The organism is Pseudooceanicola lipolyticus, from assembly GCF_002786325.1.
GTDB lineage: Bacteria > Pseudomonadota > Alphaproteobacteria > Rhodobacterales > Rhodobacteraceae > Pseudooceanicola_C > Pseudooceanicola_C lipolyticus.
This window is the reverse complement of record NZ_PGTB01000122.1, coordinates 1-12721: the sequence shown is the minus strand read 5'-3', so window position 1 is coordinate 12721 and position 12721 is coordinate 1. Positions and strand designations below refer to the sequence as shown.

The following is a 12721-nucleotide window of genomic DNA, read 5'->3' as shown; positions in this document are numbered from 1 at the left end:
GCCCGGCGCCGCAGCGCGCAGCAGGCCGCCCGCCTGCTCGCGCACCGATTTTTCCGACGACCAGCTGCGCGCGCCCACCGCGCCCTCGATGGCGCTGGCCGACTGGCCCAGTTTCAGCGCCTCGATCACCGTCCAGCGCCCGGTGCCTTTCTGGCCGGCGCTGTCCAGGATCACCTCGGTCACCGGCCTGCCGGTCTCCGGGTCGGTCGCGGCCAGCACCTTGGCGGTGATCTCGACCAGGTACGAGGCCAGCGGCCCGTCCTGCCAGCCGGCAAACAGCGCGCCAATCCGTGGCGCCTCCCAGCCTGCGCCGTCGCGCAGCAGGCCGTAAATCTCGGCGATCAGCTCCATATCGGCATATTCGATGCCGTTATGCACCGTCTTGACGAAATGGCCCGCCCCATCGGGCCCGACATGGGCGACGCAGGGATCGCCCCGGAACCGGGCCGCAATCGCCTCGACCATCGGGCGCAACAACGTCCAGCTGTGATCCGACCCGCCGACCATCATCGCGGGCCCGTGGCGCGCGCCCTCCTCGCCGCCCGAAACGCCCATACCGACAAAATGCAGCCCCGATCCCTCCAGCGCCGCCACCCGGCGACGGGTGTCGTTGAAATCGGCATTGCCGCCGTCGATCAAGGTGTCGCCCTCAGCCAGCAGCGGGCGCAGCCGGTCGATCATGTCGTCCATCGCCGGCCCCGACGGGATCATGAACAGCATCACCCGCGGCGGCGTAAGCGCGGCGACAAAATCCTCCAGCGTCTCGGCCGGCAGGATGGATTCGGCCAATGGCCCGGCCTCGTCGAGGAACGGCGCGATCCAGTCGGTTTCGCGGTTGGTGACGGCGACGCGAAACCCCTTTTCCGCCAGGTTCAACGCCAGCGCGCTGCCCATCGTCCCCAACCCGTAAACGCCGATCTGTGCCTTGCTCATTCACCTGCCCCTCATTCTGCGGCGCCACCATCGCGGCCCCCCGCGCCAGAGGCAAGACCCGAGCCGCGCAGAGGTGCGCGCGAACCCGCTATTCACAGCGGGAAAATTTGCTTTTTTGCCGGTTCACGACTATGTTCCGCACCATAAGAAACAGAAGAATTTTGTTGCTGAGCAGGATATTCGGTATGTCAGGGGTCTGGACCAAGGCGTGGGAAGAAGTCCTGCGGCCGTTCCTTATGCGGCCAAAGCGGGTACAGGTTGCGGCACTTTGCCACCGCGAAATCAATGGCGAGAAACAGGTGCTGCTGATCACCAGCCGCGGCACCGGGCGCTGGATATTGCCCAAGGGCTGGCCGATCGAAGGTCTGAACGGGGCCGAATCCGCGCTGCAGGAAGCCTGGGAAGAGGCCGGGGTCAAAACCGCCCAGGTCGACCCCACCCCGATCGGCCGATACGATTACGGCAAGGAACTGGCCGGCGGACAGATCGCCCAGGTCGAAACCCTGGTTTATCCGGCACGGGTGACGCTTATGGTCAGCGATTTCCCCGAATCCGATCAGCGACAACATATTTGGGTCTCGCCGAAACAGGCCGCCCAGATGGTGCAGGAACCCGGATTAAAGCGCCTTCTGGCCGAGTTTTGACCGGCCGCCAGTCGACCGGGACAGGTCAAGCCGTTGCCTTGACGCGTATTGGCGTCTAACCGGTGAAGCAAACCCACCGCACGGACCACACCATGGCGCGCTCGCCCTCGGGGCATACCTGGAAATCGCTCGACACCGATCTGCATCGCATCGGTCATCTCGAGCTGGCCGCCAGCTATGTGGCGCGGCCGATGGTCGGCACCGGGGTGGCGCTGGCCTTCATGGTGCTGGCGGGCATTGCCGCCGCGGTGATGTCCGGGCAGGAACCGATGCGCGTCGCGATGATCGCGGCGGCGGTGTTCGGCGCCTACCTGGCGATCAATATCGGCGCCAATGACGTCGCCAATTACATGGGCCCGGCCGTGGGCGCGCGCGTGCTGTCGATGGGCGGCGCCATCGCAATCGCCGCCATCTGCGAAAGCGCCGGCGCGCTGCTGGCTGGCGGCGACGTGGCCCAGACCATCGCCGGCAACATCATCGACAGCACCGCGCTGGCCGACGCGCAAACCTTGATCTGGGCGATGCTGGCGGCGATGATCTCGGCCGCCTTATGGGTCAATTTCGCCACCTGGATCAGCGCGCCGGTCTCGACCACCCATTCGATCGTCGGCGGCGTGATGGGTGCCGGAATCGCCGCGCAGGGCCTGTCGGCGGTGCATTGGGACACGATGGGCATGATCGCCGCGGGCTGGATCGTGGCGCCGCTGCTGGGCGGCGCCTGTGCCGCCGCCGTCCTGGCCCTGATCAAGTCGCGCATCATGTATCGCGCGGACAAGATCGCCGCCGCGCAGGTCTGGGTGCCGGTGCTGATCGGCATGATGGCCGGCGCCTTTGGCACCTATCTGGCGCTGAAGGGCCTGGTGCATGTGGTCGCGGTTGGCCGCCTGCCGGCGCTGGCCATCGGCCTGGGTGCCGGGCTTGTCGCCTGGGCCGCGGTGCGGCCGGTGATCCGCCGCCAGTCGGCGGGGCTGGAGAATCGCAACCGGTCGCTTAAAAAGCTGTTCGGCCTGCCGCTGGTCTGTTCCACCGCGCTGCTGAGCTTTGCCCATGGCGCCAATGATGTGGCCAATGCGGTGGGGCCGGCCGCCGCGATCATTCGCGCGGCGCAATCCGGCACCTTTGCCGAAAGCGTCGCGATCCCGCTATGGATCATGATCATCGGCGCCTTCGGTATCTCTTTCGGCCTGTTCCTGTTCGGCCCGCGCCTGATCCGCATGGTCGGATCGCGGATCACCAAACTGAACCCGATGCGTGCCTATTGCGTCGCGCTGGCGACGGCGCTGACGGTGATCCTGGCCAGTTGGCTGGGCCTGCCGGTCAGTTCGACCCATATCGCCGTCGGCGGTGTCTTTGGCGTCGGCTTTTTCCGCGAATGGTATCTGTACCGGCGGTTGCAGCAGCAGGGCGGCCCGCATACGCCCGACCGCCGCCTGGCCAGCGCCGAACGGCGACGGCGCAAGCTGGTGCGCCGGTCACATCTGATGACCGTTCTGGCCGCCTGGACGGTCACCGTGCCCACCGCGGCGGGGCTGTCGGCGGGCATCTTCCTGATGCTGAGCGCGCTGATCGGCTGAGCCGGTCAGCCCCGCACTGCCTCCGGCGTCAATCCGGGTTGATGCGCGCCCTTGGCCTCGGCCGCGCGGATCAGGTCCATCACCCGCGCGTTCAGCGGCACCGCGACTCCGCGCGCCCCGGCCAGCCGCAGGATCGCGCCTTGGAACGCCTCCACTTCGGTGGGCCGGCCGGCGACCAGGTCATAGGCGGTCGAGGTACGCGCCAGCGGATCGATCGTCAGCATTCGCGCGGCAATCGTCCGGAACACCACGGTTGGCAGCCGCAGAACCGGCGGCAACAACCGGATCGGCAGCGAAATCGGCAACTGCGCAGTCAGACCGGCGGCGCGGTAGACCGCCAACGCCTCGGCCGACTGGTCAGCGATCAGCCGGCGCCAGCTCCGATCCAACAACATCCCGCGCAGCGTCAGCCCGGACAGCGCGTTCAGCGCATTGGTCAGGTTCAGCACCAGCTTGCCGGCCTGAAATTCAAAGATCTCGGCGGATTCGGTCACCTTCAGCCCCGGCACCGACAACACCCGCGCCAGATCGCCCGGCCCCGGCCCGATCACGATATCGCCGCTGGAGGCGCGGTGAAATCGCCCCTTCCCCATTGGCACCACGTTGAACGGCACCATCCCGGCGCGCACGTCGCGGTCAGGCAGCGCATCCTGCAGGATCACCGTGGCATCGATGCCGTTCTGCAGGCTGACGACCTGCGCTTTGGGAGCGGCGCGGGCGGCGATTTCCGCCGCCATCCTGGCGGTTGCGCCGCTGCGCACCGTGACCAGGATCAGTTCGGCCTTCCCCAGAACCGCCGGATCGACCTTCAGATCCAGCTGCCCGGGGGAAACCCGCGAGAAAAAGCCGGTGAAATCATCGGTGGTCAGCCCATGTTCGGCAATTTCCATCAAGACCCGTTCGCGCCCCAGCAGCGTCACGCGGTGCCCGGCCGCCGCCAGCAACCCGCCGACGAAACAGCCGACCATCCCTGCGCCCGCCACCACGATCCGTTTTTCGGTCATTGCACTCGTCCATTCCGCGATACCGCACCTACGGGTGGCATGGTGTCTGTGCCCCTATCCCGATCAGGTCGGGAAGCGGCAAAATCGCCCCGCTTGCCCCCAGTATGGGGTGAAAAACCCGGCGTTTAAAGTGCACGGATAAGTAGATTTTTGCTGTTTCGAACCGGCTATCCCGCCGCGGGCAGGGCGCCGCTCAATATGGCGGCAGGCTGCACCCACCAGCCCGGCTTCGCCGCCGAAATCCGCCGTGCCGCCGCGCGCGCCAGATCGGCGTTTTCATACAGCCCGAAACAGGTGGCGCCGGAACCGGACATGCGGGCGACCGGCGCATCGCCCAGCTGGGCCAGGACCGCGCCGATCACCGGCGCAAGGCGGCAGGCGGCGGATTCCAGGTCATTGCGCTGAGCCGCCAGCCAGGCGGTGAATTCCGCCGCCGAAGGCCAGCGCGGCAGCGGCCCCATCCCGGCATGTTCGCGCTGCTCCAGCGCCTTGAACACCTCGGGTGTCGGCAGGTCCACTCCCGGATTGACCAGCAGCAGATGGCAGGGTGGCACCGCCACCGGCGCCAGTTCCTCGCCAATGCCCTGCATCCGCTGCGGCAGCGGCGACAGGCAAACCGGCACATCCGCGCCCAGCGACGGTGCATGTTCCGGGGCGCCGCAGAACCGCAGCACCGCCGCCGCATCCGACGATCCGCCACCGATCCCGGCACCATGCGGCAGGTTCTTTTCCAGCCGGATTCGCAGGCTCTGCCCGGACAGTTCGGCAGCGCGCCAGACCAGGTTGCGGTTGTCCCGCGGCACTCCGTCGGCAAACCGGCCGCCCACGTCCAGCGCCATCTGTGCGGCGGGGATCAGCCACAGCCGGTCGCCGATATCGGCAAACACCACCAGCGAATCCAGCAGATGATAGCCGTCGGCCCGTTGGCCGGTCACATGCAGGGTCAGGTTGATCTTGGCCGGCGCGAATTCCTCAGCCGCCGTCATTCGCCACTTTCAGCGGCGGCGCGCCTTCTTCGGCCAGCACCTTGTCCAGCCCGACTTCCAGCTTGCGCCGGATGCGCACCGGGTCGGCCTCGCCATCGGTATCTTCCGGATCGATGAAGGACACGGCGCGCTTCCACTGGAACTCGGCCTCGCGATACCGGCCAACCGCCCAGAACACATCGCCCAGGTGATCGTTCACCACCGGATCAACCGGCATCAGTTCGACCGCGTGTTCCATATGGGCCACCGCCTCGGCATAGCGGCCCAGCCGGTACAGCACCCAGCCCAGGCTGTCGACGATATAGCCGCTGTCGGGCCGTGCCGCGACCGCGCGCTCGATCATGTCCAGCGCCTCGTCCAGCTTTTCGCGCCGTTCAACCAGCGAATACCCCAGGTAATTCAACACCTGCGGCTGTTCGGGGTTCAGTTCCAGCGCCTTGCGGAAATCGCGCTCGGCACGGTCCCAGTCCTTCAGCCGCTCGTGGCTGATGCCGCGGGCATAATGCAGATGCCATTGCGACGGCGCGCCGTCCTCGGTGAACTCGATCGCCCGGTCATAGGCATCGGCCGCCGCGCCATAGTTTTCCTGCTGGCGCTGCAGATCGCCCAGCGCCGAATGCACCTGCGGCAAGGTCGGGTAATCGTCGGCCAGTCGCGTCAGCACCTCGATGGCCGCGTCCGGCTTGGCCGCGCGGCGCAGCGCCTCGGCCCGGCCCATTTCGGCGGCGTGGTAATCGGGGCTGTCCGGCGGCACCTTGCGATAGGTGGACACGGCCAGGTCATACTGGCCCAGGCCTTCCAGAAGATCCCCGGCCAGCAGCAGCGCGTCGATGTGATCCGGGCGCAGATGAATGGCGGTGCGGGTATAGATCAGCGCGAAATCGTCCGAGGCTTCGCCTTGCAGCGCGCTGCTGATCGAAAAGAAGACCTCGGCCAGACCGTCGCGCACCGTTCCGACCTGGTCAAACGGCACGTTTTCACCCGCCGCCAGCCGGTCGGCGATCGCCGCCAGCCCCGGATCCAACGGCGCGCCGCCAAAGGCATCGTCCAGCAGCGCCAGCGCGTCTTCATTGCGGTCCAGCTGGGACAGGATCTGCGCCCGCGCGATGGCGCCGCGCCGGCTCATCCGCGACAGGCCGCCCTCGTCCTCGGCGAAAATCGCCTCGGCCTCGGCATATTGCCCGATCGAGGCCAGCGCCAGCGCCTTGTGATAATGCGCGAAGGTGCTCAGCCCGTTCTGCTCGGCCACGTCGTCAAAGGCCAGCAGCGCCCGCTCCAGATCGCCAACCCCCAGCCACGACCAGGCGGTGATCAGACCATCCACCAGCAACCCGATGCCCAGCGTTTCGACATCGCGGTCCAGCAATGCCTGGAAATCGCCCTCGGCGATCATGTGGGTGGCCATCACCATATGCGCCACCTGGCTGCTCAGCCCCTGCGTCCGCATCATCTGCGCCAGGGGAAGCGCCGCATCCAGCCGCCCCAGCGCAAGCTGCGACAGGATCACGTTTTCCATCAGTTCGGGATTGTTGCGGTCACTGGTCAGGGCGCGGGTGTAATAGGTCGCCGCCGCGTCGAAATCGCTGGAATACAGCGCCTGTCGTCCGGCGAGATAAGCCCCCGAGGCGGATTGCGCCGCACCGATGGACGGCAGAGTCAGGACAATCGCGGCCAAAGCCGCCCTTGAAATGAATGAGACCACGCGCACACCCCGTTTGGGAAACCATTTTGAAAAAGCTATGCGTTCGGCCCGCCGCGCGCAATGGTGCAACCCCGCGACGCGGCGCTAATCGTGGCAATTTTACCTGAAAATGCGCGGATTCCGCCCGATCGGCCCCGCCGCTACATGTTCGGATAGTTCGGCCCGTCGCCGCCCTGTGGCGTGGTCCAGACGATGTTCTGCGGCGGATCCTTGATGTCGCAGGTCTTGCAATGCACGCAGTTCTGAAAGTTGATCACGAATTGCGGGCTGCCGCCCTCGTCCTGTACGAATTCATACACCCCGGCCGGGCAATAGCGCTGCGAGGGGCCGGCATATTTGGCGTAATCCACCTTCACCGGCACCGCCGGATCCTTCAGCGTCAGATGCGCCGGCTGGCTTTCCTCGTGATTGGTGAACGAGAAGGACACGTTGGTCAGCCGGTCAAAGGACAGCTTGCCGTCGGGCTTGGGATAATCGATCGCCTTATGCTTGCTGGCCTCTTCGGTGGCCTCGGCATCGGTCTTGCCATGCGACAGCGTGCCGAAGAACGAAAAGCCGAAAGTGTTGGTCCACATGTCCAGCCCGCCCAGCGACAGGCTGGCCAGCAGGCCGTATTTCGACCACAGCGGCTTGACGTTGCGCACCTTTTTCAGGTCCTGCCCGATCGCGCCGGTGCGCACCTCGGTCTCGTAATCGCTCAGCTCGTCGGCGCTGCGCCCGGCCTGGATGGCGGCATAGGCGGCCTCGGCCGCGGCTTTGCCCGACAGCATCGCGTTGTGGTTGCCCTTGATGCGCGGCACGTTGACCATGCCCACCGAACAGCCCAGCAGCGCCACGCCCGGCGCCACCATCTTCGGCATCGACTGATAGCCGCCCTCGGTGATCGCGCGCGCGCCATAAGCGACCCGCTTGCCGCCCTTCAGCAGCTCGGCCACCATCGGGTGATGCTTGAACCGCTGGAACTCCATATAGGGGAACAGATAGGGGTTCTTGTAATTCAGGTGCACCACAAAGCCGACATAGACCTGGTTGTTGTCCAGGTGATAGATGAATGACCCGCCGCCGGCATTCTTGCCCAGCGGCCAGCCCATGGTGTGGGTGACCGAGCCTTCGTTGTGCTTGGCCGGGTCGATCTCCCAGATCTCCTTCATGCCCAGGCCGTATTTCTGCGGTTCCTTGCCTTTTTGCAGGTCGTATTTGGCGATCACCTGCTTGGCCAACGACCCGCGCACGCCTTCGCCGAGGAAGACATATTTGCCCAACAGCTCCATGCCCGGCTCATAATTGGCGCCGTGGCTGCCATCGGGCTCCTTGCCGAATTCGCCGGCAACCACGCCCCTGACCTCGCCGTTTTCGCCATAGACCAGCTCGGAACAGGCCATGCCGGGAAACACCTCGACGCCCAGCGCCTCGGCCTGTTCGGCCATCCAGCGGCAGACATTGCCCATCGACACGATGTAATTGCCGTGGTTGTTCATCAGCGGCGGCATCGGGAAATTGGGGATGCGCACCTTGCCCGCCTCGCCCAGCATGAAGAAATTGTCTTCGCGCACCGGCACGGTCACCGGCGCGCCCTTGTCCTTCCAATCCGGAATCAGCGCGTCCAGCCCGCAGGGATCCAGCACCGCGCCCGACAGGATATGCGCCCCAACTTCCGAGCCCTTCTCCAGCACCACAACGTTCAGATCCGCGTCCAGCTGTTTCAGTCGGATCGCCGCGCTCAGGCCCGCGGGCCCGGCGCCGACGATCACAACGTCATATTCCATCGATTCGCGTTCGATCTCGGCCATTGCGGGGCTCTCCATTGGCTAATTCTGCGCGTCTGGCGCAATAATCTTTCGTGGCTGAGTACCTTTTCGCACCCGATCTGGTCAATCGCAACACAATGTCGCGGCAGGTCGCTGGTTCAGGTGCGTGCGCCCGGCTTGTCGGCGCGCATCATCTCGGCCAGCGTCGCTCCGCTGGCCGCGGATTTAGCATAGGTGAAAGTGCCCTGTTCCAGCACTTCCTCGGCCGCGCGCATCATAGCGCCCAGCGCGGCGCGTGCAAACGAGCTGCCGACCGAGATGCGCTTGACCCCGGCGGCGCCAAGCTCTTCCACCGAGAACGAGGGGGTAACGGTCGCCATGCTCACGCTGATCGGCCGGTCCAGCGCCTCGCAAATGGTGCGGATATCACGCAGATCGCTCAGCCCCGGCACATACAGCACGTCGGCCCCGGCGGCGGCATAGGCCTGCAGCCGGTGAATCGTGTCGTCCAGGTCGTGGCGATGCCACAGGAAATTCTCGGCCCGCGCCGTCACCAGAAAGGGTTTGCCGCGCACCGCTTCGACCGCGGCGGCAATCCGTTCCTCGGCCAGCTGCATTTCATAGATCGGCGCATCCGCGTGCCCGGTCGCATCCTCGATTGAGCCGCCGACCAGCCCGCATTCGGCGGCCAGCGTCACGGTTTCGGCGCAGGTTTCCGGCATGATGCCGAAACCGTCCTCCAAATCGGCCGATACCGGCAGGGTGGTCGCTTCGGCGATGGCGCGGGCGTTTTCCAGCACCTCGGTCCGGGTCAGCACGGCGCGCGAATCGCGTTTGCCGACCGCATAGGCAAATCCGGCGCTGGACGTGGCCAGCGCCTCAAAGCCCATGGCGGTCAGGATGCGCGCGGTGCCGGCATCCCAGGCATTGGGCATGACAAAGGCCCCGGCGCGCTGATGCAATGCCTTGAAACGCTCGTATTTGTCCTGCTGGTCCGTGGCCATCTGATCGATCTCCTTGCCGCACCAGACACCATGCCTATGCGGCAGAAAAAGGGCAGCCGCCGGGCAGGGCCGTCAGGGCGCGCGGTCCCCCATCAGATAACGGGGGCCGTCGCCCAGCTCGGAGGCGCGGTCCTGCGGGTTGTAGATCGAACAGCGATCCAGCGACAGGCAGCCGCAGCCGATACAGCCGTCCAGCTTGTCGCGCAGCGCCGTCAGCCCGTCGATCCGGGCGTCGATCTCGTCGCGAAAGCCGCCGGCCAGCTTGGCCCAGTCTTCGCGCGTCGGGTTGCGCCCGTCCGGCAGGCTGGCCAGCGCTGCGCCGATATCGGCCAGCGAGAATCCCAGCCGCTGGGCGATGCGGATGAAAGACAGCCGCCGGATATCACCCCGTGCAAACACCCGGCGCCCGCCCCGGTCGCGGCCCGGATGCACCAGCCCCGCTTCCTCGTAAAACCGGATTGCCGAAACCGCCAGCCCGGTGCGCCGGGCCACATAGCCGATGGAAACGCCACGCATTTTTCTCATCCAATTGTTTTAAAACGAAACTTACACCTTGATCTCAACCTTACTTGATATCCGAAGCTGTGACCATCGCAACCAAATCAAGGAGATAGGGGCATGCCCCAGGCAAGACTCGAACACACCAACATCACCGTCGCCGATCCCAAGGCCACCGCCGCCTGGCTGTGCGATGTGTTCGGATGGCACATCCGCTGGCAGGGGCCCGGCATGCAAACCGGCTACACCGTGCATGTCGGCACCGATGAAAGCTATGTCGCGCTGTTCAGCTTTGGCGATGCCCGCCCCCGGCAGGAAGACAGCTATCGCACCATCGGCGGGCTGAACCACATCGCCGCCTTCACCGACGATATCGACGCGGTGGAAGAGCGGGTGAAACGCGCCGGGTTCACCCCGATCAACCATGCCGAATATGCCCCCGGGCGGCGGTTTTACTTTCTCGACAAGGACGGGATCGAGTGGGAAGTCGCCTCGCACCAGCCATGACGGCGGCCGCTACCGCCCTGCCCCGGCCACGCTATGTGTTCGGGCTGCACTGGCCGCGCTTCCGTTGGCGGGCACGGACCCGGCGGTGGTCCAAGGCGCCGCCGGGCCCGCAACTGGCGCAGAGCTGCCTGTACCTGGGCCCGGCCTGCTGAGCGGCGACAAGCCGGTCAGGCCTTCACTGCGCCGGATGCATTCCAAAACCACGCGGCATTCGCTAATGTCTGATTCACTTCAGGTCGCCCCGGCGCGTAAGATGCGGCGGGGCGCCGAATTTTTGTGTGGAAAGATCGACTATGGACAAGATTCCGATGACGCCGCGGGGCTACAGCGCCCTGGAAGCCGAATTGAAGCAGCTCAAATCCGTCGAGCGTCCGGCCATCATCAAGGCCATCTCGGAAGCGCGCGAGCATGGCGACCTGTCCGAAAACGCCGAATACCACTCGGCGCGCGAAAAGCAGTCCTTCATCGAGGGCCGCATCAAAGAGATCGAGAGTGTCCTGGGCCTGTCCGAAGTGATCGACCCGGCCAAGCTGTCCGGCGCCATCAAGTTCGGCGCCAAGGTGACGCTGGTCGATGAAGACACCGACGAGGAAAAGACCTGGCAGATCGTCGGCGAACACGAGGCCAATATCGAAAAGGGCCTGCTGAACATCAAATCGCCGATTGCGCGCGCGCTGATCGGCAAGGATGAAGGCGACAGCGTCGAAGTGCGCACGCCCGGCGGCGAAAAATCCTACGAAGTGTTGAAGATCGAGTATTCCTGACGGAGCGCCGCCGATGTCCGCACCCCCCCGCGACCGCATGGAAAGCCAGACCACGCCGCTCGGAATCTACGACCGTCCGCAATACGACGCCATCACCGGCATCGAGGTGGTGGCGATCGCGCTGACGGCGCTGTGGCTGCTCGGCGCGCTGGCCTTTTTCGTGCTGATTCCCTCCGAGGGCCCGCAGGAATTCGACGGGCTGCGCTTTGTGCTGTCGGTGCTGACGGTGTTCCTGCCGGTGGCGATGATCTGGGTTGCGGCCACCGCGGCGCGGTCGAACCGGGTGATGCGCGAGGAAAGCGCCCGGCTGCAGGCGGCGATCGACGGCATCCGCCAATCCTATGTCGCCCAGCAGCAGCGCGGCGGCCGCGGCGGCTCCGATGCCTCGGTGGCGCGCAAGCTGGACGAGATCGCCGAGGCGGCGAAAAAGACCGAAACCGCGCTGGCCACCTTCCACACCCGGCGCGACCGCAGCCTGCCGGTGGTGGCGCCGAAACGCACCGCCGAAAGCGAGGAGGATCAGGGCCTGCTGGCGCTGGGCACCCCGGCCGAGGAACTGTCGCCGCCGCTGCCAACCGAGGATTTCATCCGCGCGCTGCATTTCCCCGAAACCGCCGAGGACGAGGAAGGCTTTACCGCGCTGCGCCGCGCCCTGCGCGACCGCCGCACCGCACAGATCGTGCAGGCCAGCCAGGATGTGCTGACCCTGCTCAGTCAGGATGGCATCTATATGGACGACCTGCGCCCCGACATGGCGCGGCCCGAAACCTGGCGTCAGTTCGCCCAGGGTGCGCGCGGCCGCTCGGTGGCGGCGCTGGGTGGCGTGCGCGACCGCACCTCGCTGGCGCTGACTGCCGGGCGGATGAAGCAGGATCCGATCTTCCGCGACGCGGCGCATCATTTTCTGCGCCTGTTCGACCGCATGTTCGCCGATTTCGAAAAAACCGCGACGGATGCCGAAATCTCGTCGCTGTCTGAAACCCGCACCGCGCGCGCCTTCATGCTGCTGGGCCGGGTCGCCGGCACCTTCGACTGAGGCCCGCGCAACAGCCACGGTCGCGCCGGTTCCACGCATAACATCGGACACATGCTTGGGCGGTCAGGACAGCGACGCCGCCAGCACCGCGGCACGATCCAGATCCGCCGGGGTGTTGATGTTGAAGAACGGGTCCACCGGCGCGGCGGGAAACACCGCGGCGCCGACGCCATGCTGGTCGGCCCATTGCGTCACCTTGCGCGTCCCGTCCGACAGCGCCTGGCGCAGATCGTTGCGCAGCGCCACCGGCCACAGGCCGAAGGTCGGGTGGCGCATCTGGCCCTCGGGCCCAGCCGTCGCCGCCAGGGCCAGCGGCAGATC

Annotated in this window: 13 protein-coding genes; 5 read left to right on the top strand and 8 right to left on the bottom strand. The window is 66.1% G+C overall.

Translation table 11 applies throughout. The features are described from left to right. Window positions 1-933 (bottom strand): NAD(P)-binding domain-containing protein (locus tag CVM52_RS19475; protein WP_172721047.1); only part of this gene is annotated, 933 nt, incomplete at its 3' end. Between the two features lie 185 nt (window positions 934-1118). Between CVM52_RS19475 and CVM52_RS19470 the strand changes: the two genes are divergently transcribed. Together CVM52_RS19470 and CVM52_RS19465 are read left to right on the top strand one after the other, a co-directional pair. Next, window positions 1119-1577 carry an NUDIX hydrolase gene (locus tag CVM52_RS19470; RefSeq protein WP_100164093.1) on the top strand — a complete coding sequence of 153 codons (459 nt, stop codon included), beginning with the start codon at window positions 1119-1121 and terminating at the stop codon, window positions 1575-1577. Window positions 1578-1669: 92 nt separating this feature from the next. Beyond that, complete coding sequence (locus CVM52_RS19465) at window positions 1670-3151, top strand: inorganic phosphate transporter (RefSeq protein ID WP_100164095.1); 1482 nt, start codon at window positions 1670-1672, stop codon at window positions 3149-3151. Window positions 3152-3156: 5 nt separating this feature from the next. Here CVM52_RS19465 and CVM52_RS19460 read toward each other — a convergent pair whose 3' ends face one another. The 6 genes from CVM52_RS19460 to soxR all read right to left on the bottom strand — a co-directional run bounded on the left by CVM52_RS19460 (window position 3157) and on the right by soxR (window position 10120). Beyond that, a complete protein-coding gene (locus CVM52_RS19460; protein ID WP_100164092.1) occupies window positions 3157-4155 on the bottom strand; it encodes a 2-dehydropantoate 2-reductase in 999 nt (332 codons plus the stop codon). Window positions 4156-4322: 167 nt separating this feature from the next. Continuing rightward, window positions 4323-5141, bottom strand: coding sequence for a 4-(cytidine 5'-diphospho)-2-C-methyl-D-erythritol kinase (locus CVM52_RS19455; RefSeq protein ID WP_100164091.1), 819 nt, complete (start codon window positions 5139-5141; stop codon window positions 4323-4325). After that, the gene (locus CVM52_RS19450) at window positions 5128-6816 is read right to left on the bottom strand and encodes a tetratricopeptide repeat protein (RefSeq protein ID WP_240621008.1); all 1689 of its coding nucleotides are present in this window, start codon (window positions 6814-6816) and stop codon (window positions 5128-5130) included. Before CVM52_RS19450 ends, CVM52_RS19455 begins: the two co-directional genes overlap by 14 nt. Window positions 6817-6983: 167 nt before the next feature. Next, the gene (locus tag CVM52_RS19445) at window positions 6984-8633 is read right to left on the bottom strand and encodes an electron transfer flavoprotein-ubiquinone oxidoreductase (protein WP_100164090.1); all 1650 of its coding nucleotides are present in this window, start codon (window positions 8631-8633) and stop codon (window positions 6984-6986) included. Between the two features lie 116 nt (window positions 8634-8749). After that, a complete protein-coding gene (locus tag CVM52_RS19440; RefSeq protein WP_100164089.1) occupies window positions 8750-9595 on the bottom strand; it encodes an isocitrate lyase/PEP mutase family protein in 846 nt (281 codons plus the stop codon). Between the two features lie 72 nt (window positions 9596-9667). After that, the gene (soxR, locus tag CVM52_RS19435; protein WP_100164088.1) at window positions 9668-10120 is read right to left on the bottom strand and encodes a redox-sensitive transcriptional activator SoxR; all 453 of its coding nucleotides are present in this window, start codon (window positions 10118-10120) and stop codon (window positions 9668-9670) included. Between the two features lie 93 nt (window positions 10121-10213). Between soxR and CVM52_RS19430 the strand changes: the two genes are divergently transcribed. The 3 genes from CVM52_RS19430 to CVM52_RS19420 all read left to right on the top strand — a co-directional run bounded on the left by CVM52_RS19430 (window position 10214) and on the right by CVM52_RS19420 (window position 12400). Continuing rightward, window positions 10214-10600: a VOC family protein gene (locus CVM52_RS19430; RefSeq protein ID WP_100164087.1), complete on the top strand. Its 387-nt coding sequence runs from the start codon at window positions 10214-10216 to the stop codon at window positions 10598-10600. Between the two features lie 293 nt (window positions 10601-10893). Then, window positions 10894-11364: a transcription elongation factor GreA gene (gene greA / locus CVM52_RS19425; protein ID WP_100164086.1), complete on the top strand. Its 471-nt coding sequence runs from the start codon at window positions 10894-10896 to the stop codon at window positions 11362-11364. A gap of 13 nt (window positions 11365-11377) precedes the next feature. After that, on the top strand, window positions 11378-12400 hold the full coding sequence (locus tag CVM52_RS19420; RefSeq protein ID WP_100164085.1) for a hypothetical protein: 1023 nt from the start codon (window positions 11378-11380) through the stop codon (window positions 12398-12400). Window positions 12401-12463: 63 nt separating this feature from the next. On the opposite strand, the gene CVM52_RS19415 is transcribed toward CVM52_RS19420, so the two are convergent. After that, the coding region (locus tag CVM52_RS19415; RefSeq protein ID WP_503128397.1) for a glycosyltransferase family protein at window positions 12464-12721 on the bottom strand (258 nt) is incomplete at its 5' end.